The following is a 21,123-nucleotide window of genomic DNA, read 5'->3' as shown; positions in this document are numbered from 1 at the left end:
TTCTAGCCTGCCTGTTGCGTCGGGGGCTACGGCCTCGGCCCATGGCCGGGGCCGTCGGGATGTCCCTGTGAAGCGCGTCGCACGGCCGTGTCGCTGCGGGTGCCCGGTTGCGGGAATGTGACCGGGACCACGAAGACCGGCCCCCCTGCGGTCGAAACAGGGACAGGTTCCGACCCTTTCAAGGACAGCAACATGGCATTGACGGCTGAGATTTCCCGGCGCATCGACGCCCGCTGGCATCGCATCACCCATCGGCTGCGCGAGCACAGCCGCCGGCTGGCGGAACGGCGTCCGCGTACCTTCCTGGTGCTGGCCACCCTGGCCGCGGCCGGCGGGTACCTGGCGCTGCTGGCGCCGGCCCTGGTGGGGCTGGTGGCCTGGACCCGGGCCGGGCTGGCGCTGGGGGGCGGCATGGCGCCGACCGCGGCAGGCGTGTGGGTGCCGGTGCTCGTCGGGGCCGCCGGCTGGGCCCTGTTCGCCCAGTTGTTCCGACTCGAGTTCGGTCGCCCCGAGGGGGTGCGCATCCCGCGCGCCGCCGCGCCCGAGCTGGGCCGGCTGGTCGATGGCCTGTGCAGCGAGCTGCATGCCGCACGGGTGCATCGCATCTTCGTCACCGAGGGTGCGGGCATCGAGCTGGTCCGTACGCCGGTACGCGGCCTGCCCCTCGGTTTCCGCAACCAGCTGCTGATCGGCAGCGCCGCGCTGCAGTGCCTGTCCCGCGACCAGCTACGGGCGCTGGTCGCCGGCCACGTGGGCGAGATCTCGGTCCACAATCTGGGCATCGTCGCCTGGCTGTGCCAGCTGCGCCAGGTCTGGATCCAGTACCGGCTGGCCTTCGCGCGCAGCCGCAGCCTGGGCGCGCGGCTGTACCGGCCGCTGTTCGATTTCTATGCCCCGGCCTATGCGCGCCTCACCCTGCCGCTGGGCCGCGACCGGGTATTTCGCCGGGATGCCTATGCCCGTTACGTGACACCGCTGGAGGATCTGGCCGAGGCGCTGGTGATGGAGTCGGTGGTCGCACGCTTTCTCGAGGCGTATTACTGGCCGCGGGTATTCCGGGCGGCGGAGAAGTGTCCCGAACCCACCTTCCGCGCCTATGGCAATCTCGGCATCGTCTTCGAGCGCAAGATGCCGCACCTGCGGCCGCAGGCCTGGGTACGCGAGGCCTACCATCGGGGTGCGGTCGATCCCGACCATCCCAGCCTGCGCATGCGGCTGGATGCGCTCGGCACGGGGGAACCCAGCTTCCCCGGCGTGCCCGAGGTGACGGCGCTGGAGGAACTGATCGGGGCACGTGCCGGCCGGGTGCTGAGCGAACTCGACCAGCGCTGGATGGCGCGCGAGTCCGAAAACTGGGCGGTACGGCATCAGCGGCACCAGGACGAGCACGGCCGGCTGGCGGCCCTGCGCGAGCTGGCCGAACAGGGCGAGCTGCATGGCAAGCGGGCCATGGAATACGCCGCCCTGGTCAAGCGCCACGGAACGGCCGAGGAGGCCGCGGCGGCCTACCGGCGGATTCTCGAAATCAATCCCGAAGATCCGCGCATCCAGTTCGGTGTGGGCAAGTTCCTGCTGTCGATCGGCGATCCGGAAGGCGTGCAGTTGCTGGAGCAGGCCATGGAGCGCGACAAGCACTGCGTCGCCGCCGCCTGCCGGCTGATCTCGGAATTCGTGGTGCACACCGGCAGCCAGGAGACGGTTCGCCACTATGTGCAGCAGATGCTGCGCGAACAGGACCCCCGACGCGCCGGCTGAATCTCCGTCGTCGCAACAGCCCGGCCAACGTCACTGGCCGGTGGCGTCCCCTTCGAGCAGGCCGTCGATCCGGCGCAACAGCGCGACCAGCGCCGCTGCATCCAGGCCGCTGTCGGCCAGGCTCACTTCCGCCATGGGCGCGATGCCGCTGCGGGCAGGCAGGCGGACGCCGGAGGCCAGCAGGGTGCGCAGGCGCGGCAGGAACAGCCATTGCAGCCACTGGGTGAATGTCAGGCAGTCGTGGGCGAAGGGCAGGGGGCTGGCCAGCGCATCCGCGGGCGGCGGCGATGCCTCCCAGCAGTCGAGGCGTCGCAGCTCGGCTTCAAGCGCATCCAGCAGGGCGCCCAGTTCCTGTTCCTTCATGCCTCAGGCGGAGGCGCAGATGCGCTGCCAGGGATTCTCGTCCGGCTCGCCGGCCTTCAGCTCGGCCTCGGCGGCGCGCACCTGGTCCGGTGCCAGCCGCGGCGCCAGCTCGGTGAGGGCCTCGGCGGCATCCCTGTCGCCGGCGGCCAGCGCCCGGCTGTAGCAGATGTAGGCGGCCACGGGGTCGGCCTCCAGTCCCTCGCCCGTCTCCAGCGCCCAGCCCAGGGCACGCATGGCCACGGCGTGGCCGGCGCTGGCGGCCTTGCACCACCAGGACACCGCCGCCGCCTGATCCTCGGGCACGCCCAGGCCCTTGTGGTAGTGCCATCCGACGAAGTGCATCGCCAGCGCGTCGCCTTCCTCGGCGGTCTGTCGGGCGAGCTGCAGCGAGGTCGCGAAGTCGCCCTGCGACAGGGCCACGACGGCCTCGCGCAGGCGCGGATCCTCATCGTCGCGGTGATCGTTCACGGCAGGGCCTCGTCGAGGGCGGCGGGCTGGCCGGCATCGCGGGCGGCCATGCGTTTCGCCAGCGAAGCCCAGTCCAGGTCACGCAGCACGCGGGCAAGCTGATGCAGACGACCGCTGCGCAGGGCCTCGCGGCGCTCGTCGGCCTCGCAAAAGCCGTAGAAAGGCAGCATTTCGTACTCGGTCGCTTCCCGGTAGTCGGGCAACGGCGTGAGCAGATCCCCGTGTCGGCTGTAGAAGACATCCTCGCCGGGCGCACAGGCGCGGTCGAACACATTGAGGAGACGGCAGGCCATGGGTCGCAGGGGATAAATGCTGCAACTGTCGTCGACCAGAAAGGGGCAGCCGGGCAGGTCGCGATGATGTGCCAGCCGGTCGTGCAGCCGCCCGCGCAGCGGCCCCTCGATGATTTCGGTGACATACCAGGCAATGCCCATCAGTTCGAGCGGATAGACAGGCACGGTTTCGTGACTTCGGCAGCAGTGGGCGCAGCCCTTGCGGCAGGCCAGGCGGCGGCCACGGTCGGTCTCGCGACGGATGCCTTCGGCGACGCCGCTGTCGGCGATGCAACAGGCGTCCAGCAGCGGGCCGAGCCAGGGCAGGCGCCGCTCATGTTCGGGGAACGACGGCCTGGGGGCCTCGCAGCGGAGCCGATGGGGAAAGGGCCTGGCCATGCCGCGACTATACCACCGGCACGGGTGCAGGGGTTCATCGATCAGCCGGGGCGGTACTGCAGCGCCTCGGAAAGGTGCTGGCCCTCGACGTCGGGGTAGTCGCCCAGGTCGGCGATGGTGCGTGCCACCCGCAGTACGCGATGGTAGGCGCGGGCGGACAGCCGCAGCTGCTCCGCGGCGCGGTTGAGCAGGGTCTCGGCGGCCGGAGCAAGGCGCAGCGAGTCCTCGAGCCGTTCGCCGACCAGCGCGGCGTTGGCGCAGCCCTGGCGCTCCAGTTGCCGGGCGCGTGCCGCTGCCACCCGTGCCCGCACTGTTTCGCTGCGCTCGCCCGCCCGGCCGCGCAGGGACTCGAGCGATTCGCGCGGCACGGTCACGTGCAGGTCGATGCGGTCGAGCAGCGGACCGGAAATGCGTCCGCGGTAGCGGCGGATCTGGTCCGGCGTGCAGTGGCAGCGCCCGGAGGGATCGCCGTGGTAGCCGCAGGGGCAGGGGTTCATGGCCGCCACCAGCTGGAAACGCGCCGGGAAGCGGGCCTGACGCGCGGCCCGCGATATGGTCACCTCGCCGGTCTCCAGTGGTTCGCGCAGCACCTCCAGCACCTTGCGGTCGAACTCCGGCAGCTCGTCGAGGAAGAGCACGCCGTGGTGGGCCAGCGAGATCTCCCCGGGCCGGGGCTGGGAGCCGCCGCCCACCAGCGCCGGAGCTGAGGCGGTGTGATGCGGGCTGCGAAAGGGCCGCTGCCGCCAGTGGTTGAGCAGGGTTCCGGGCGGGTTGCCCAGCGAATGCACGGCTGCCGTCTCCAGCGCTTCATCCTCGCTCATGTCGGGCAGGATGCCGGGCAGGCGGCTGGCCAGCATCGACTTGCCGGTGCCCGGGGGGCCGGTGAGCAGCAGGCTGTGGCCGCCCGCGGCAGCGATTTCCAGCACCCGGCGGGCCTGGAACTGGCCGCGCACGTCGGCGAGATCGGGGTAGGCGGCCAGGGCGGCGGGCCGGGTGACGGCCCGGGTGAGGGGCGGGCCCTGGTCACTCAGCCAGGCGGTGACCGTATTCAGGTGGCCGGCCTCGCGTACGTCCAGGTCCGCCACCCGTGCCGCCTCCGGGCCGTTGGCGGTCGGCACCACCAGCCCGCGGCCGGCGCGCCGCGCGGCCAGCGCGGCCGGCAGCACGCCGTTGACCGGCCGCAGCTCGCCGGAGAGCGCCAGCTCGCCCAGCCACTCATGGCGGGCAAGGCCTTCGGCGGGAATCTGGCCGGAGGCGGCGAGTATGCCGAGCGCGATGGGCAGGTCGAAACGGCCGCCCTCCTTGGGCAGGTCGGCGGGGGCGAGGTTGATGGTGATGCGCCGGGAAGGGAACTCGAAGCCGCCGTTGAGCAGGGCGCCGCGCACCCGGTCCTTGCTTTCGCGCACGGCGGTTTCGGGAAGGCCGACGATGTTGAGGCCGGGGAGGCCGTTGGCGAGATGCACTTCGACGGTCACCAGCGGCGCGTCGATGCCCACGCTGGCGCGACTGAAGACGACGGCAAGCGTCATCGGGAAAGTCCCTCCTCCCCATTATTAACCCGGCATCTCGGCTTGCCGGGTTAATGACAAGCGGTTCCCCCTGCGCCCGGGCGTCCTGCCCGGGAAAACGGTCGGCGTTCGCGCCCGGCGAGATATCCGGGCTAGCCGCCGTCCATGTCCAGATCGCCGGGCGTTGTCTCGTCCGCCGCTGGTGCTTCCGCGCCCTTGCCCAGTCGCGCCTCGAGTTCGGCCACGCGCCGCTCCAGCGCCTCGACCTTTTCCCGTGTCCGCGCCAGCACGGCGCTCTGCACCTCGAACTCCTCGCGGGTCACCAGATCCAGTTTCGCCAGCGCGCCCTGCAGGGCGGCGCGGGCATTGTGCTCGAAGTCCTGTTGCAGCGACTGCAGCCCGGGCGGCATGGCGGCCGAGAGCCGCCGCGCGAATTCGTCGAATATTTTCGGGTCCATCATGCGCCTAGGTTAGCGCAGCGCCCTGATCCGGGTCCAGGCAATGCTGCACCAAAAGTGAGCACCAGATCGGTGCAGACGCCTGGGTGTGCTCTGGAATGGTGCGGCCGTTCCGGGTATAGGCACCGCGATTTTTCGGAAATCCCATGGAAAACAATGCCTAGCAAACCTGGCATGGCATCTGCAATTCAAGCGGGCACAGGATCAAGCCTGCCAGAGCAGTACATTCAACGTTTATCTAACTGACCAACTCAGGAGTCGGACTCATGAAAACCCTTTCCAAGACCCTCATCGCTGCAGCCGTCGCAGGTTCCGCCGGTCTGGCCCATGCCGAGATCAGCGGCAACGTGGCCCTGGCCACCGACTACATGTTCCGTGGCGTGTCCCAGACCGACAACCAGATGGCCCTGCAGGGCGGCTTCGACTGGGCCCACGACAGCGGCTTCTATGTCGGCACCTGGGCCTCCAACGTCGATTCCAACTTCTTCTCCGGGACCAGCACCGATCCCCAGCTCGAGGTGGACCTGTACGCCGGCTTCGGGGGCGAGATGGGCGAGATCGGCTATGACCTGGGCGTCATCCGCTACAACTATCCCGGCTACGACGACGCCAACACCACCGAGCTGTACGTCGGTGCGAGCTACAGCCTCAGCGAGGATGCCTCCGTCGGCGCAACCTTCTACTACAGCCCGGAACTGAACTTCGTCGGTGTCGACGAGAGTGCCTGGTACCTGAGCCTGGACGGCGAGGTCGCTGTTGCCGAGGGCTTTACCCTGGCGGCCCACGTCGGCTTCTCCGATGGTGATGCCTACGACTCGGTTGCCAGCGGTGGCCTGGGCTCCGACTACATCGACTACAGCCTGGGTGTTTCCACCGAGGCCGCGGGCGTGGGTCTGGACCTGAGCTACATCGGCACCAACAACGACGGCGAAGACGTGTTCGGCGGCGTTGCGGATGACCGCGTGGTGTTCACGGTCTCCAAGAGCTTCTAAGCCGTTCAGACGGGTCCGCCCCCTTGGGGGCGGGCCCTCCCAGGAGGAACCCATGAAACTGGTAACTGCAATCATCAAGCCGTTCAAGCTCGACGATGTGCGCGAGGCACTGTCGGAGATCGGCGTTCAGGGCATCACGGTGACCGAGGTCAAGGGCTTCGGGCGTCAGAAGGGCCACACCGAACTCTACCGGGGTGCGGAATACGTCGTCGACTTCCTGCCCAAGGTAAAGCTCGACGTGGTCATCGATGACGGCCTGGTCGACCAGGTCATCGAGGCCATTACCAAATCGGCCAATACCGGCAAGATCGGTGACGGCAAGATCTTCGTGTCCCCGGTCGAGCAGGCCGTTCGAATCCGCACCGGCGAGTCCGGTCCGGACGCCTTGTGAGCCGTTGAGACGCCTGTTGCGGAGGGTTGAAAAGTGGAAGCGATTACTGAACTGAGTTACGCGCTCGATACCTTTTATTTCCTGGTGTCCGGCGCGCTTGTCATGTGGATGGCGGCCGGCTTTGCCATGCTCGAGGCCGGCCTGGTCCGCGCCAAGAACACCGCCGAGATTCTGACCAAGAACGTGGCGCTGTTTGCCATTGCCTGCATCATGTACATGGTTGTGGGCTACAACATCATGTACCCGGGTGATGCGGTCAGCAGTGTCTGGCCGGGCATCAGCTTCCTGCTCGGTGAGGACAACACGGTCGAGGCCGTGCTCGCCGGCGGCGATGATGCACCCTACTATTCGGGCATGGCCGACTTCTTCTTCCAGGTGGTGTTCGTGGCCACCGCCATGTCCATCGTCTCGGGCGCGGTGGCCGAGCGGATGAAGCTGTGGGCCTTCCTGTTCTTTGCCGTGGTCATGACCGGCTTCATCTACCCGCTGCAGGGTTACTGGAAGTGGGGTGGCGGTTTCCTCGACGGCCTGGGCTTCCTCGACTTCGCCGGTTCCGGCGTGGTGCACCTGTGCGGCGCGGCTGCGGCCCTGGCCGGCGTGATCCTTCTGGGCGCGCGCAAGGGCAAGTACGGTCCCAACGGCGAGGTCTATCCCATCCCCGGCGCCAACCTGCCGCTGGCCACTCTGGGTACCTTCATCCTGTGGCTGGGCTGGTTCGGCTTCAACGGTGGTTCGGAGCTGAAGGTCAGTGACGTGGGCGAGGCCAACGCCGTGGCGCTGGTGTTCGTCAACACCAACATGGCTGCCGCCGGCGGTGTGGTGGCCGCCATGCTGACCGCCCGCATGCTGTTCGGCAAGACCGATCTCACCATGGCGCTCAACGGGGCCCTGGCCGGCCTGGTGGCCATCACCGCAGAACCGCTCACGCCCACACCGCTGCTCGCGACCATCATCGGGGCCGTCGGTGGCGTGCTGGTGGTGTTCTCCATCATCACTCTGGACAAGCTGCGCATCGACGACCCGGTCGGCGCCATCTCCGTCCATGGTGTGGTCGGCATGTGGGGTCTGATCGCGGTGGTCCTGTCCAACCCCGACGCCAAGCTCAGCGCCCAGCTGATCGGCCTCGGCACCATCTTCGCCTGGACCTTCGGCGCGAGCTTCGTGGTCTGGCTGGTGCTCAAGACCATCATGGGCATTCGCGTCAGCGAGGAAGAGGAGTACGAGGGTGTCGATCTCGTGGAGTGTGGCCTGGAAGCCTATCCCGAGTTCACCGGTTCCAAGGGTTCCGGCCTCTGATCCATCCCCTTGTCCAGGGACGGCATGCGAAGGGCGCCATTCGGCGCCCTTCCTTTTTGGGGTTCAGAGCTGCTTGTGGCTGCCGTCGCAGAAGGGGGCGTCGGCGGTGTGCTTGCAGCCGCACAGCCAGACCTTCTTCTTCTCGGTCAGCTCGAACTTCACCGGCTGGAAGTCGGTGCCCTTGTGCGAACCGTCGCAGAAGGGCTGGTCCTTCGACCGCCCGCAGGCGCACCACCAGTAGATGCCGGGCTCCAGTTCGACTTCATAGGGTCCTTTCTTCGCAATCAAGGGTTCGCTCATGGATCTGCTCCCTCTCACGGGCCAATGTCGAAGGCGCAACATAGCCCAGCCGGCGCGGAGCGCCAAGCGTTAACCCGCATATTGCACCAAGGCCGAAGCGGGCGGCGGGTAATTTGTTGCGCTGGCAGGCAATAAACCGGATTTCTGTACCCATGGTCTAGAGCATGGTTTTGTGCCCGCCCGCTTCGGCCTTGATGCAATATGCAGGTTGAGCCTGTTCGGGGTTTCCCGCGTTCCCATGCACATTGTGTAGGATGGAGCCGCTACCCGCAGGGTCGGGGAACCCCTGCCACGAGGAACCGCCGTGTCCGAACCCCTGTTCGAAGTCGAGGCCCTGACGGTCGGCCCGCTGCAGGACGTGTGTCTTGCCCTCGCGCCGGGCGATATCCTGGGTATCAGCGGCCCCTCCGGCAGCGGCAAGAGCCGGCTGCTGAGGGCGCTGGCGGATCTGGATCCGCACACCGGCGTGCTGCGCTGCGCAGGCGAGGCTGCCGAGACGCTCAGCGGCGCCGAATGGCGTCGCCGGGTCCGCTACCTTCCGGCGGAGAGCGCCTGGTGGTCGGAGCGCGTGCGCGACCACTTCCCCCTGCCACCCGATGCCACCGCACTGGCCCGGCTCGGCCTGACCCCGGCCGCCCTGGAGTGGCCCGTCACCCGGCTGTCCAGTGGCGAGCGCCAGCGGCTGGCGCTGCTGCGGGCGCTGGCCGACCGCCCGCGGGTGCTGTTGCTGGACGAGCCGACGGCCAATCTGGATACCGGCAACCGGCTCGCCGCCGAGGCCCTGGTCGGCGACTATGCGCGCACCGAGGCCGCGGGCGTGATCTGGGTCAGTCACGATACTGCGCAGCTGGCGCGGGTCGCCGCACGGCGACTGACGGTGCGGGCCGGCCGGCTGGTCGCAGCGGCGCCGGAACCGGGGGTCGCGTGATTCACCTGACCTATTTTGATCTGGGGCTGGCGGCGCTGCTGGTGCTGGTCCTGGCCGGGCTCGCCGGCCGGGTCCAGCGCGGCCTGCGCAACCAGCTGCTGGTGGCGGCGCTGCGCACCACCGTCCAGCTGCTGCTGGTGGGCCTGGTGCTCAAGGCCCTGTTCGCCCATGCCGCGCTGGGCTGGGTGCTGCTGATGGCGCTGTTCATGCTCGCGGTGGCCGGCCGCGAGGTGCGGGTCCGGCAGACCCGGCGGTTGCGGGGCCTCTGGGGCTATGGGGTCGGCACCCTGTCGTTGCTGCTGTCGTCCTTTTCGGTGACCCTGTTTGCGCTGCTGGCGATCATCGGTGAACGGCCCTGGTACGAGCCGCAGTACGCCATTCCCTTGCTCGGCATGGTACTGGGCAATAGCATGACCGGGACCGCCATTGCCCTGGAGCGGCTGCACGAGGGCGCTTGGCAACGGCGTGCCGAGATCGAGGCCCGGCTGATGCTGGGGCACCCGGCCACCGAGGCCGTGGCCCCGGTTCGGCGCGAGGCGCTGCGGGCGGCACTGATCCCGGTCATCAATGCCATGGCCGCGGCCGGCGTGGTCAGCCTGCCGGGCATGATGACGGGTCAGATCCTGGCCGGCGCGCCGCCCGTGGAGGCGGTGAAGTACCAGATACTGATCATGTTCCTGATTGCCGTTGCGAGCGGCATCGGCGCCCTGGCCGCGCTGGCGCTGGCCACGCGGCGGCTGTTCGATGCCCGCGAGCGGCTGCGACTCGACCGACTGGAGATGCGTCCATGAAACAGGGAAGTGCAATCGCCGGCATGCTGATTCTCGCCGTGCTGGCGGGTAGCGCGGCCGTTCGCGCCGAGGTCTACCGCTGGGTGGACGAGAACGGCGAGGTGCATTTCAGCGACCGGCCGCGCTCGGGGGCCAACACCGTGCGGGTGCCGAAGGCCCCGGCCTCGGCACCGAGCGACGCCGGCCGGGCCGAACGCCAGCGCCGCCTGCTGGAGGCCTGGCAGGCCGAGCGCCTGCGCAAGCAGGAGGCGGAGCGCCGGGCCGAGGATCAGGCGCGGTTGCGCCGACGCAACTGCGCCATTGCGCGCGACAACCTGCGCCAGTACCGCAATGCCGGTGGCGTCTATCGGCTGAACGAGAACGGCGAGCGGGTGTTCATGGACGACGCCGAGCGCGGCCGGCTGATCGCGCAGTGGGAGGGCGAGGTCGCCCGCTGGTGTGACTGATGTGTCCCGCGCCCTCCGGAAGTGCGCAGAATTTGTAGGATGGGCAAAGGCGCGAAGGGCCGTGCCCATCATGACGGTCACAGGATGCTGATGGGCACGTCGCTACGCTCCTTTGCCCATCCTACCAAGTCCGCCTGCAGGCGCTCACCAGATCATTGCATGAATTTCGGTTGCGTCGGGCGGGCATGGTGTAGCCCGAATGCAGGCCCGCAGGGCCGGAATCCGGGGGCCGTTCCCGGATTCCGCTCGCACTCCATCCAGGCTACCTGCTGGCCTGTTTGGTGCCCTCCGTGTTCCTGTCGCGTTCTCGGGGGCTCAGTCCCCGAAGGCCTCGCGACAGAACTCAGGCTGCGCCAGCGCGGCACGGTGGATGTCGGCGTTGTAGTAGCGGGTGCTGAAGCCGCGCGCGGCTGCCGCCTCGGCCCGGAAGTCCTCGGGGCGAACGCCCTTGCAGGCCATGGTTGCGCTCCACCAGCCGGAGGGATAGACGGGTTGTGGGTAGTGCAGGGTGCGCGTGGTGTCGAAACCCGCCGCGCGCATGGCGGCGTGCATCTCGCCCAGTATGTCCATGTGGTACATCGGTGACTCACTCTGCTGCACCAGCACCCCGGCCTCGCCCAGCGCGCGGTGGCAGTCGCGATAGAAGTCCTCGGTGAACAGGCCCTTGGCCGGCCCGATGGGGTCGGTGGAGTCGACGATGATCACGTCCATGCTGCCGGCATCGGCCTCCTTCATCCAGCGGATGCCATCGCCGAACAGGAACTGGGCGCGCGGATCGCTGTTGTTCTCGCACAGTTCCGGGAAGTACTGCTCGGCCAGCCGCGTGACCCGCTCGTCGATTTCGACCTGCAGCGCGGAGGTCACGCCGTCATGGCGCAATACCTGCTGCAGGGTGCCGCAGTCGCCACCGCCGATGATCACCACCCGCTTCGGCTCGGGATGGGTGAACAGGGCCGGGTGCGACATCATCTCGTGGTAGAGGAAGTTGTCACGGCTGCTCAGCATCACGAAGCCGTCGATGACCATCAGGTTGCCGAACTTCTCGGTCTCGAAGATCTCGATGCGCTGGTATTCGCTCTGCTCCTCGTGCAGCTTGCGCTTGATCTTCAGAGAAAGGGCCGAACCGCCTTCCTCGCAGACTTCGGTGAACCAGTGGCTGTCCAGGGTCATGGCGGCCTCGCTTGCCGGGGTGTTGCGTGGGGAGGCAGACGATACCAGAAGCGCGCACGCGATTGAATCGGTCAGGGCGGACAATATGCTTCCTTCGGCGCCGCTTTGACCGTATCTTGTGCCGTCATGTGGACCACCGAACAGGCTGCCTCGACCTACGGCCTCCCGCACTGGAGCGGGGGCTATTTCGCCGTGGCCCCGGCCGGGCACCTGCAGGTGCGGCCGCACCGGGACGAGGGTGCCGCCATCGACCTGCCCGAGCTGACCGCAGACCTCCGCGCGCAGGGCGTGTCCCTGCCGGTGCTGGTGCGCTTCAACGACATCCTGCACGATCGCATCGATATCCTCTGCGGCGCCTTCGCCGCGGCGCGTGCCCAGTACGACTACGACGGGCACTACACCGCCGTCTATCCCATCAAGGTCAACCAGCAGCGCAGCGTGGTGGAGGAGATCCTCGATCACGGCGGCGAGCGGGTCGGGCTGGAGGCGGGCAGCAAGCCCGAGCTGATGGCGGTGCTGGCCCTGTCCCGCCCGGGCGGCGTCATCGTCTGCAACGGCTACAAGGACCGCGAGTATGCGCGCCTGGCGCTGATCGGCCGCCGGCTGGGCCTGCGCGTGCACATCGTCATCGAGAAACTCTCGGAGCTGGAGCTGGTGCTGGCCGAGGCCGCAGCGCTGGAGGTGGAGCCGCTGCTCGGCGTGCGCGTGCGGCTGGCCTCGCTGGGCGCGGGCAAGTGGCAGAACACCGGTGGCGAGAAGGCCAAGTTCGGCCTGCATGCCCGCCAGGTGCTGGCGCTGATCGAACGTCTCCGCAGCGCAGGCAAGCTCGACCGGCTGGTGCTGCTGCACTGTCACCTGGGGTCGCAGGTGGCGAACGTGCGCGACATCCAGAACGGCATGCGCGAGGTGGCGCGCTACTATGCGGAACTGCGCCGCCTGGGCGCGCCGCTGGCCGTGGTCGATGTCGGTGGCGGCCTGGGCATCGACTACGAGGGCACCGGCTCGCGCAGTGATTGTTCGGTGAACTACACGGTGCAGGAATACGCCAACAACGTGGTCCATGCCCTGGCCGGGATCTGCGCCGAGCAGGATCTGCCGACCCCGGACATCTTCACCGAGTCCGGCCGCGCCATGACGGCGCACCATGCCGTGCTCATCAGCAATGTCACCGACATCGAACAGGCACCGGGCACGGGTGCCATGGAACCGCCCGCCGACGACGAGCCGGCCATCGTGCGCAACCTGTGGGAGGTCTACGAACAGATCGCACCGCGCACCGCGCTCGAGGCCTGGCACGAGGCCGAGTACTGGCTGGGCGAGGCGCGCACCCTCTACCTGCACGGCGTGCTCACCCTCGAGCAGCGGGCGCGCGTCGAGGCCCTTTACTTCGCCATCTGTCATCGCCTGCGGCCGCTGCTGCGCGGCAACCATCCGGCGCGCCGGCAGGTGCTGGACGAACTCAACGAGAAGCTGGCCGACAAGTACTTTCTGAACTTCTCGGTGTTCCAGTCCTTGCCCGACGTCTGGGCCATCGGCCAGATCTTTCCCATCATGCCCCTGCACCGGCTGGACGATCCGCCCACGCGGCGCGGCGTGATCCAGGACCTCACCTGCGACTCGGACGGGCGCATCTCGCGCTATGTCGCCGGTGACGGCATCGAAACCACCCTGCCGCTGCATCCCTGGCGGCGCGGCGAGGAATACCTGCTGGGTGTGTTCCTCATCGGGGCCTACCAGGAGATCCTCGGCGACATGCACAACCTGTTCGGGGATACCGATGCCGTGAACGTGGCGCTGGATGACGACGGCGGCTGGCAGGTCACCCGGATCGAGCAGGGCGACACCGTGGACGAGCTGCTGCGTTATGTGCACTTCGACATCGACGCCATGCTCGACCGTTACCGCGAGCGCCTGCAGGCGGCGGGGCTGGATGCCGACGCGCAGGTGCGGCTGTTCGCCGAACTCGAGGACGGCCTGCGCGGCTATACCTATCTGGAGGACTGAGCATGAACGCCTGCCTTGCCGGCGTGTTCGGTCTCGGCGCCATGGGTGCGCCCATGGCCGAAAACCTGCATCGCGCCGGCCTGCTCGGCGGCTTCTGGAATCGCTCGCCGGGGCGGGCCGCGGCCCTGGCCGAGCGGCTGGGCAGGCCACCCGCAGCCGATGCCGAGGCACTGGCCGCCGGGGTCGAGGTGCTGCTGCTCAGCCTGTCGGCGGATGCCGACGTGACATCGCTGCTCGAGCGGCTGCACCCCGTGCTGCGACCGGGCCAGGTCGTGGTCGACACCTCCACCACGCACCCGGACACCGCCCGGCGCCTGGCCGCGCGCCTGGACGAGGCCGGGGTCGGCTTTCTCGATGCGCCCGTTTCCGGAGGTGTCGAGGGTGCCCGGCGGGGCACGCTGGCGATGATGGTCGGCGGCGAGCCGGAGATGCTCGCCCGGGTGCGCCCGGTACTTGAAGTCATCAGCGCGCGCATCGCGCACCTGGGGCCGGTCGGCAGCGGTCAGGCCACCAAGGCCGTCAACCAGGTGATCGCCGCCGGCATCAACCAGGCCGTGTGCCAGGGGCTGGCGCTGGCCGAGGCTCTGGGCCTGCCGCTGGACCGGGTCATCGAAGTGGTGGGCGGCGGTGCCGCCGGCAACTGGTTCCTCACCCATCGCGGGCCGACCCTGGTGCAGGGGCGTTTCGAGCCCGGCTTCCGGGTGGCGCTGCACCGCAAGGATCTGGACATCTGCGCCCGGCTGGCCGAGGGCCTCGGGCTGGAACTGTCACTGGTGCGGGACACCCTTGCCGACTACGCGCGGCTGGAGACCGACGGCCACGGCGACGAGGACATCTCTGCCCTCTATCGCCTGAAACGGGCCGTGCGGCAGGCCGACGAGGACTGAATCTGGGCGTGTGCCCGGTTCCGGGGTCCGGGCTGGTTCACCCCGGTTGCCGTCATCCGTATCATGGACGCCCCAACCGGTCACAGGAGGCTGTCATGAACGAGATCCGTGTCGAGTCCAATCCCCCCGGCGAGCGGCTCGAGGCGATGGAGGTCTTCGACTGGCCAATCTGGGAAAAGGAGGCCTCGACCTTCCCCTGGACCTACGACAGCAGCGAGACCTGTTATCTGCTCACCGGCCGGGTCACGGTCACGCCCGAGGGCGGCGAGCCGGTGCAGCTGCGCGCCGGGGATCTGGTCACCTTCCCCGCCGGGTTGTCCTGCACCTGGGAGATCCACGAGGAAGTACGCAAGCACTACCGGTTCGAATAGGCGCCGGTGTTCCCGGGCGTGCCAGCGCCGCGACGCCTTGCTAGGATGGGGGCATGACCGAGTCCAGAGAATCGCCTTACATCGTCGCCGCCGACGCGGAAAGCTTCCCCGCGCTGGTGGTGGAGAATTCCGCCCGCGGCCCGGTGCTGGTCAACTTCCGCTCGCCCGAGGACGAAACCTGCCAGCGCCAGTTCGCTCTGCTGGAAGGGCTGGTGGGCGCGCTCGACGGGCGCCTGCTGCTGGTCAACGTGGATGTCGATGCCGAGGCGGCGCTGGCCCGTGATCTCGGTGTGACCGACGTACCTGCGCTGAAGCTGTTCCGCAAGGGCCGGGTGGTCGAGAGCCGCAGCGGCCTTCAGGACGAGGCGGCACTGGAGGTACTGGTCCAGTACTACGTGGCGCGCGACTCCGACGACGTCATCGACCGCGCCGTGCCGCTGTTTGCCGAGGGCCGTGCGCAGGATGCCTTTCGACTGCTCGGCGAGGCCATGGCCGAGGATCCGGTCAATCCCCGGCTGCCGCTGGCGGTGGCCCGCCTGCTCCACCACCAGGGCCGGACCGAGGCGGCCATCCGTCTCCTCGACAGCGTGCCCGAGGGCGTGCGCCAGTATGACGAGCTGCTGCAGTTCCGCATATTGCTCGGCTTTCGCATGGAGGCCGGCGACGAGGATGACGCCGCGCTGCAGGCGCGCATCGACGCCGCCCCCGATGACCCCGGACCCCTGCGTCAGCGTGCCGCCCGCCAGGTGCTCGCCGGCGAGCACGCCGAGGCCCTTGCGCTGCTTGCGCGCCTGCTCGAGCAGGAAACGGATGCCGACGAGGCCTACGCCCGCAAGGCCATGCTGCGGGTCTTCGCCCTGCTCGCGCCCGACGATCCGCTGCGCGCCGAGTACGGGCGGTATCTCCAGCGTCACGTGCATTAGCAGCCTGTCGGACTTAGGGCCAATCTACTGCGCTGCTGGGAGAGCGGCCCGAATCCCCCCGCTTTCTCGGAGCAATGTCCCACTATGCGCCTCGAAATCGTGGAGAGTCGTTCTCGCTCTCCCACAATGCTCGCTACGATCGCCTGAGTCCGACAGGCTGCTAGCTCGCATATTGCACCCGGGCGGAAGCGTGAGCCCGGCCAGCGGCGGTCGGCCGCTGACCGGGCTGCACCATATGTGTCCAGATACCGGTTACTGGGTCACCGGCCGGGGCCGGAACACATCCAGCGCGAGCCTGAGCATGGCGGCGACACTGGCGGGACGGGGTGTGCCAGTGCGGTTGCCCGTGGTCGCCGGGGTGTATCGCCGGATCCAGTACTCGGTAGCGCCTGCCCGCGTTTCTACTCGCTCGATCCGGTCGCCCAGGGCGTGCACCAGCAGTTCGATGTCATGGTCGCAGCGCGGATCGGTGAGTCTCACATGCAGCAGTCCGCCGGCCGGCATGCGGGCCAGCGCCGCCTTGCAACGCATGACATGTTGCGGACAGTTCAGTCCGCTGAGGTCCAGGGTTTGCTTCAGGCTCATGGTGTTTATCCCCCCCTTGATTCGTCATGTCCAGACGGCCGGTTCTTGCACTCCCCGAAATTCTGGGGTGTTCAGAAAAACCCTGTCTGGAGCAAGTCTATCGGCCGCTGGCGGCCTGTCTTTAGCCCGCATATTGCACCTGTGACTGCGGTACCCGAGTTTGTGCTCAAGTTGTAGTCGGCGCTTACCGATAAGCCATGAAGCAGAGCGGGCGCTCGCCTGTCCGTTTGGGCGGGAGTGGCGGTCCGGTCGGCTGCAGTTCAACGCTGACGCGAGCAGGAGGAAGCATGACCGCAGCAGAAATGGTACCGCTGCTGGGCCTTTTGGGTGGTCTGGGCATCGGTCTGGTGGCACAGAAAACCGGTTTTTGTACCCGAGGCGCGATTTCCGACGTGGTATTCGACGGGGACACGGGGCGCCTGAGGGCGTGGTTCGTGGCCATCGCGGTGGCACTGATCGGCGCCCAGATCCTGCATGCGGTAACCATAACCGTGACGGATGACTTTGGCGAAGCCATCACACGGCCCATCGTGGATCTGGCAGATTCGATCTATCGAACCAGCACCTTCGCCTGGCTCTCCTATTTCGTTGGTGGCACCCTGTTCGGGATCGGCATGTCCCTGGGTACCGGCTGTGGCAACAAGATTCTGTTGCGCGTGGGGGGGGGCAACCTGCGTGCACTGGTGGTGTTGATGGTCATGGCCATTACGGCTGCCGCAACGCTGTGGGGGTTCCTGGGTGTTCACCTGAGGGTGCCACTGGAGTCGACGGCGGTGGAGCTGGAGGCCTACGGCATGAACAGTCAGGCGGCGCACGTCGTGCTCGCTCACTGGCTGGGCATGAGCGAAGAGGTGTTGCGCTGGGTTCTGACGGGCCTGGTCGGTGGCGGTCTGATCCTGTACGCCTTTCTTGCCCCGGAGTTCCGCAAGCGCCCCGACAATGTGGTGTCAGGGTTCCTGATCGGGCTGTTCATTGTGTTCGGCTGGTGGGTGACCGGCTACTATGGGGTCGTGAATGCGGATCCGCTCGGTGGCATTGAGCCTACCACGGCCGCGTCCTATACCTTCACCGCGCCCCTGGGCGAGAGCCTTCGCTACTTGATGCTGACCAGTGCCTATTCCGTCAACTTCGGCATTGCAGCTGTCGTTGGCGTCGTTCTGGGGGCCTTCATATGGTCAGTCGTTTCCGGCAAGTTTCGCTGGGAGTACTTCACCAGTCTGCAGGACATGGCCAATCATGTGATTGGCGGTGCGCTGATGGGGGTGGGCGGCGTACTCGCACTGGGCTGCACCTTTGGTCAGGGCATCACGGGAATCTCTACCCTTTCCCTGGGCTCGTTCATTGCGCTGGCGGGCATCTTCTTCGGATCGGTGCTCACCATGAAAGTCGAGTTCTACAAGATGGTTCATGGCAAGGACACCAACTGGTTCAAGTCACTGGTCGAGAGCCTCGCCGACATGCGGCTGTTGCCGGATCGGGTGCGTATGCTCGACTGAGCAGTCGGACCTTCCCGGGTTCTGAAACACGGGTGCCATGAGGCTCGGCAGCAGCGTCGCTGCTGCTTCCAGCGGCCATGAACGGAGCCGTGGCCTCAGCCTTCCGGTCGTGCCCGCAGCAGGATGGCGTCGATATGATTCTCGGCGAGCTGGGCGCGCACACGATTGAGCTCGGCCAGGTCGCGGAAGGGACCGACGCGTACCCGGTGCCAGGTCTCGCCGGAATCGAGGGTGACGGCCTGCACGCTGGATTCCAGCCCCATCAGCGCCAGCCGGGCGCGCAGCTCGTCGGCCTGGCGGGCGCTGCGGAAGGACCCGGCCTGCAGCACATACGTCCCCGGCTTCTCCACCCGCGCCACGCCCTGCGCGGGCCTGGGTCCCAGCTCTTCCTCCGGTACCACCACCACTTCCATGTCCGGCAACAGGTCGTAGAACTCGAAACGCGGCTTGGGCGGCGGCGGTATGGTCGGTCGTGGGACCTTGCGCACCTCGCGCGCGTCGCGGGTCGGCGCCGGCTGCGGCAGCGGACGATCGGCAGAGTCGTCGCCGCCGAGCCAGACCAGGAAGGCGATGAACAGGCCGACCGCCAGCCCGGCGAGCAGCCACAACCACCCGGGCACCCGGCCGCGCTTGCGTCGACGGGGCTGGGTACGGTGCTTGTAGTCGCGCGGCATGGCCGTCCTACATGCTGTCCGGCGCGGACACGCCGAGCAGGCCAAGGCCGTTGGCGATCACCTGCCGGGTGGCTTCGATGAGGGCAAGGCGGGCATCGCGCAGCCGGTTGTCCTCCACCAGGAACTGGTGCGCGTTGTAGTAGGTGTGGAACTCGTTGGCGAGTTCGCGCAGGTAGTGCGCGAGCTGGTGCGGTTCATGGTTCAGTGCCGCGGCCTCGACCACTTCCGGATAGCGCGACAGGCTGACCATCAGCTCCTGCTCGTGGCGCTCGTGCAGCAGGTGCAGGTTCGCAAGGCCCGCCTCGCGATCCCAGGCGAGCCCCTTCTCCTCTAGCTGGCGCTGCACGCTGCGCACCCGCGCATGGGCATACTGGATGTAGTACACTGGGTTATCGGCCGACTGCGACTTGGCGAGGTCGAGGTCGAAGTCCAGGTGCTGCTCGCACTTGCGCATCACGTAGAAGAAGCGCGCGGCATCGTTGCCGACCTCCTGGCGCAGCTCGCGCAGCGTGACGAACTCGCCGGAGCGGGTCGACATCTGCACCTTCTCGCCACCGCGATAGAGGATGGCGAACTGCACCAGCAGCACGTCCAGCTTCGAGGGATCGTCGCCCAGCGCCTGCAGCGCCGCCTTCACCCGTGGCACATAGCCGTGGTGGTCGGCGCCCCAGACGTCGATCACCCGCTCGTAGCCGCGTTCCAGCTTGTTCATGTGATAGGCGATGTCGGAGGCGAAATAGGTGGTCTGGCCATTGTCGCGCACCACCACCCGGTCCTTCTCGTCGCCGAAGTCGGTGGATCGGAACCAGAGTGCGCCCTCTTTCTCGTACAGGTGGCCGGCGGCCTGCAGACGGTCGATGGCCTTCTGCACGTCGCCCGACTCGGTCAGCGAGCGCTCGGAGAACCATTCCTGGTACTCGACCCCGAACTCCTTCAGGTCCTGGCGGATGTTGGCCAGGATTTCGTTCAGGCCCTCGTCGAACAGCTCGCGGTAGCGTTCCGGTCCGAGCAGGGACTTGATGCGGGCGATCAGGCCGTCGATGTGTGCTTCCTTGTCGCCCTCGGGCGCATCGGGCGGCAGGTCGCGGAAGACTTCCTCGGCGAGAAAGGCCCAGGCATCGCCGTGATTGCGATGCAGGGTGGCGCCGATGTCCCAGACATAGTCGCCCTTGTAGCCGTTGCTCGGAAAGGCCAGTTCCACGCCGCTCAGTTCCAGGTAGCGCAGGTAGACGCTGGCGGCGAGGATATCCATCTGCCGGCCGGCGTCGTTGACGTAGTACTCACGATGGACGCTGTAGCCGACCGCTTCCAGCAGATCGGCGACGGCCGCGCCGTAGGCGGCGCCACGGCCATGGCCGACGTGCAGCGGTCCGGTGGGATTGGCGGACACGAATTCCACCTGCACCGGCCGGCCGCCGCCGAGTGTCGCGCGGCCGAAAGCCTCGCCCTGGCCCAGCACCTCGGCCACCACGCCATGCCAGGCCTCGGGTGCGAGGAAGAAGTTGATGAAGCCGGGTCCGGCGATTTCGACCTTGCGCACCTGGGCGGAGGCCGGCAGCGCCGCGACCAGCTTCTCTGCCAGTTCGCGCGGCCTGGCGCGTGCCGGTTTGGCCAGCATCAGCGCCAGGTTGCTGGCGAAGTCGCCGTGGCTGCGGTCGCGCGTGCGCTCGACGCGGACCTCGGGTGCGGCGTCATCGGGCAGGGTGCCGTCGGCGCGCAACGCGGCGACGGCCTCGGCGAGCAGCTTCTCGAGCGTGTGCTTCATGGCAGTGGCGGGCGGTTGACCGGAAAGCCGCACATTCTACCCCAGCCGCCGGACAAAACCCCAGACGGGGCCAGGCAGGACGAACTGTATCTTGTCCCTTGCCTCTTGTATCCGGTTTTCAATACATGTCCTGCGGATCCACATCCAGCGACCAGCGCACGCGACGGCCCTCGCGCAGCGCCGTGACCGCCCGCAGCCAGCCGTCCAGAAAGGGATGCAGGGCCTCACGGCTTGCGGCCTGCACCAGCAGCTGGAACCGGTGCCGGCCGGCGCACCGTTCCATGGGGGCAGGTACCGGTCCCCAGAGCTCGATGCCGGCGGGGCGTGCCTCCGCAACCTCGGCGGCGGCATCGAGAAAACCGCGCGCGGCCGCGGCATCCGGCGCTTCCGCGCGCAGCAGGGCGAGGTGGCTGAAGGGAGGCAGGCGCGCCTCGGCGCGGGCGGCGAGCGCGGCTGCGGCGAAACCGGCATAGCCGCCCTCCACCAGTTGCCGCAGCAGCGGGTGTTCCGGGTGGTGGGTCTGGATCAGGACCTCTCCGGGCCGTTCGGCGCGCCCGGCGCGCCCGGCCACCTGGATGATCTGCTGGGCCAGCCGCTCGCCGGCGCGGAAGTCGGCGCTGAACAGCCCCTGGTCGGCATCGAGGATGCCCACCAGGGTGACGCCGGGGAAATGGTGGCCCTTGGCCAGCATCTGGGTGCCGAGCAGTATCTGCGCCTCGCCCGTGCGCGCCGCCTCCAGCTGGGCCTCGAGCACGCCGCGGCCGCGGCTGCTGTCACGATCGATGCGCAGGATGCGTGCCTCGGGGAAGTGCGTCTGCAGGGCCTGTTCCACCCGCTCGGTGCCGGTGCCGACGGCGCGCAGTTCGGCACTGCCGCACTGC

Annotated in this window: 23 protein-coding genes; 12 read left to right on the top strand and 11 right to left on the bottom strand. The window is 68.0% G+C overall.

Going from position 1 to position 21,123, the window contains the following annotated elements:
* Positions 1–192: 192 nt before the first annotated feature.
* Positions 193–1,755, top strand: a complete 1,563-nt coding sequence (locus tag MVF76_RS00980; RefSeq protein ID WP_297526762.1) for a hypothetical protein — start codon at positions 193–195, stop codon at positions 1,753–1,755.
* Between the two features lie 30 nt (positions 1,756–1,785).
* On the opposite strand, the gene MVF76_RS00975 is transcribed toward MVF76_RS00980, so the two are convergent.
* The 5 genes from MVF76_RS00975 to ubiK all read right to left on the bottom strand — a co-directional run bounded on the left by MVF76_RS00975 (position 1,786) and on the right by ubiK (position 5,226).
* Positions 1,786–2,118 carry a YqcC family protein gene (locus MVF76_RS00975; RefSeq protein WP_297526760.1) on the bottom strand — a complete coding sequence of 111 codons (333 nt, stop codon included), beginning with the start codon at positions 2,116–2,118 and terminating at the stop codon, positions 1,786–1,788.
* Between the two features lie 3 nt (positions 2,119–2,121).
* Entirely contained in the window at positions 2,122–2,586 is a 465-nt protein-coding gene (locus MVF76_RS00970; protein ID WP_297526758.1) for a tetratricopeptide repeat protein, read from the bottom strand.
* Complete coding sequence (locus MVF76_RS00965) at positions 2,583–3,257, bottom strand: YkgJ family cysteine cluster protein (RefSeq protein WP_297526756.1); 675 nt, start codon at positions 3,255–3,257, stop codon at positions 2,583–2,585. Before MVF76_RS00965 ends, MVF76_RS00970 begins: the two co-directional genes overlap by 4 nt.
* Positions 3,258–3,298: 41 nt before the next feature.
* Entirely contained in the window at positions 3,299–4,786 is a 1,488-nt protein-coding gene (locus tag MVF76_RS00960; protein ID WP_297526754.1) for a YifB family Mg chelatase-like AAA ATPase, read from the bottom strand.
* A 131-nt stretch (positions 4,787–4,917) separates the two neighbouring features.
* Positions 4,918–5,226, bottom strand: coding sequence for a ubiquinone biosynthesis accessory factor UbiK (ubiK, locus tag MVF76_RS00955; RefSeq protein ID WP_297526752.1), 309 nt, complete (start codon positions 5,224–5,226; stop codon positions 4,918–4,920).
* A gap of 263 nt (positions 5,227–5,489) precedes the next feature.
* Between ubiK and MVF76_RS00950 the strand changes: the two genes are divergently transcribed.
* The 3 genes from MVF76_RS00950 to MVF76_RS00940 are packed head-to-tail and all read left to right on the top strand — an operon-like array spanning position 5,490 to position 7,902.
* On the top strand, positions 5,490–6,215 hold the full coding sequence (locus tag MVF76_RS00950) for a TorF family putative porin (protein WP_297526751.1): 726 nt from the start codon (positions 5,490–5,492) through the stop codon (positions 6,213–6,215).
* A gap of 52 nt (positions 6,216–6,267) precedes the next feature.
* Positions 6,268–6,606 (top strand): P-II family nitrogen regulator, encoded by a 339-nt coding sequence (gene glnK / locus MVF76_RS00945; protein WP_297526749.1) that lies wholly within the window; start codon positions 6,268–6,270, stop codon positions 6,604–6,606.
* Between the two features lie 33 nt (positions 6,607–6,639).
* Entirely contained in the window at positions 6,640–7,902 is a 1,263-nt protein-coding gene (locus tag MVF76_RS00940) for an ammonium transporter (protein WP_297526747.1), read from the top strand.
* A 63-nt stretch (positions 7,903–7,965) separates the two neighbouring features.
* Here MVF76_RS00940 and MVF76_RS00935 read toward each other — a convergent pair whose 3' ends face one another.
* Positions 7,966–8,202, bottom strand: a complete 237-nt coding sequence (locus tag MVF76_RS00935; RefSeq protein WP_297526745.1) for a CDGSH iron-sulfur domain-containing protein — start codon at positions 8,200–8,202, stop codon at positions 7,966–7,968.
* Between the two features lie 304 nt (positions 8,203–8,506).
* On the opposite strand from MVF76_RS00935, the gene MVF76_RS00930 reads away from it, so the two are divergent.
* From MVF76_RS00930 to MVF76_RS00920, 3 genes are read left to right on the top strand one after another with little or no spacing between them, the layout of a single operon-like run.
* On the top strand, positions 8,507–9,130 hold the full coding sequence (locus MVF76_RS00930; protein ID WP_297526744.1) for an ABC transporter ATP-binding protein: 624 nt from the start codon (positions 8,507–8,509) through the stop codon (positions 9,128–9,130).
* The gene (locus MVF76_RS00925; protein WP_297526742.1) at positions 9,127–9,921 is read left to right on the top strand and encodes an ABC transporter permease; all 795 of its coding nucleotides are present in this window, start codon (positions 9,127–9,129) and stop codon (positions 9,919–9,921) included. Before MVF76_RS00930 ends, MVF76_RS00925 begins: the two co-directional genes overlap by 4 nt.
* Positions 9,918–10,367: a DUF4124 domain-containing protein gene (locus tag MVF76_RS00920; RefSeq protein WP_297526740.1), complete on the top strand. Its 450-nt coding sequence runs from the start codon at positions 9,918–9,920 to the stop codon at positions 10,365–10,367. Before MVF76_RS00925 ends, MVF76_RS00920 begins: the two co-directional genes overlap by 4 nt.
* A gap of 315 nt (positions 10,368–10,682) precedes the next feature.
* On the opposite strand, the gene speE is transcribed toward MVF76_RS00920, so the two are convergent.
* Complete coding sequence (gene speE / locus MVF76_RS00915) at positions 10,683–11,537, bottom strand: polyamine aminopropyltransferase (RefSeq protein WP_297526739.1); 855 nt, start codon at positions 11,535–11,537, stop codon at positions 10,683–10,685.
* 126 nt (positions 11,538–11,663) lie between these two features.
* Here speE and speA point away from each other — a divergent pair, with 126 nt between their 5' ends.
* The 4 genes from speA to MVF76_RS00895 all read left to right on the top strand — a co-directional run bounded on the left by speA (position 11,664) and on the right by MVF76_RS00895 (position 15,722).
* On the top strand, positions 11,664–13,541 hold the full coding sequence (gene speA / locus MVF76_RS00910) for a biosynthetic arginine decarboxylase (RefSeq protein ID WP_297526738.1): 1,878 nt from the start codon (positions 11,664–11,666) through the stop codon (positions 13,539–13,541).
* 2 nt (positions 13,542–13,543) lie between these two features.
* Entirely contained in the window at positions 13,544–14,428 is an 885-nt protein-coding gene (locus MVF76_RS00905; RefSeq protein ID WP_297526736.1) for an NAD(P)-dependent oxidoreductase, read from the top strand.
* 95 nt (positions 14,429–14,523) lie between these two features.
* Entirely contained in the window at positions 14,524–14,799 is a 276-nt protein-coding gene (locus MVF76_RS00900; protein ID WP_297526734.1) for a cupin domain-containing protein, read from the top strand.
* Between the two features lie 53 nt (positions 14,800–14,852).
* Positions 14,853–15,722, top strand: a complete 870-nt coding sequence (locus MVF76_RS00895) for a tetratricopeptide repeat protein (RefSeq protein ID WP_297526732.1) — start codon at positions 14,853–14,855, stop codon at positions 15,720–15,722.
* Between the two features lie 252 nt (positions 15,723–15,974).
* On the opposite strand, the gene MVF76_RS00890 is transcribed toward MVF76_RS00895, so the two are convergent.
* Positions 15,975–16,307, bottom strand: a complete 333-nt coding sequence (locus MVF76_RS00890) for a sulfurtransferase TusA family protein (protein ID WP_297526730.1) — start codon at positions 16,305–16,307, stop codon at positions 15,975–15,977.
* Between the two features lie 287 nt (positions 16,308–16,594).
* Between MVF76_RS00890 and MVF76_RS00885 the strand changes: the two genes are divergently transcribed.
* Positions 16,595–17,803, top strand: coding sequence for a YeeE/YedE family protein (locus MVF76_RS00885; protein ID WP_297526728.1), 1,209 nt, complete (start codon positions 16,595–16,597; stop codon positions 17,801–17,803).
* A 95-nt stretch (positions 17,804–17,898) separates the two neighbouring features.
* Here the strand turns inward: MVF76_RS00885 and MVF76_RS00880 are convergent, their stop codons facing one another.
* The 3 genes from MVF76_RS00880 to priA all read right to left on the bottom strand — a co-directional run.
* Positions 17,899–18,477 (bottom strand): SPOR domain-containing protein, encoded by a 579-nt coding sequence (locus MVF76_RS00880; RefSeq protein WP_297526725.1) that lies wholly within the window; start codon positions 18,475–18,477, stop codon positions 17,899–17,901.
* Positions 18,478–18,484: 7 nt separating this feature from the next.
* Positions 18,485–20,242, bottom strand: a complete 1,758-nt coding sequence (argS, locus tag MVF76_RS00875) for an arginine--tRNA ligase (protein ID WP_297526723.1) — start codon at positions 20,240–20,242, stop codon at positions 18,485–18,487.
* 118 nt (positions 20,243–20,360) lie between these two features.
* On the bottom strand, positions 20,361–21,123 hold a 763-nt coding region (priA, locus tag MVF76_RS00870; RefSeq protein WP_297526721.1), incomplete at its 5' end, for a replication restart helicase PriA.

The organism is Thiohalobacter sp. (assembly GCF_027000115.1).
GTDB lineage: Bacteria > Pseudomonadota > Gammaproteobacteria > Thiohalobacterales > Thiohalobacteraceae > JALTON01.
The sequence above is the reverse complement of the archived record's forward strand: the minus strand, read 5'-3'. Positions and strand labels throughout refer to the sequence as shown.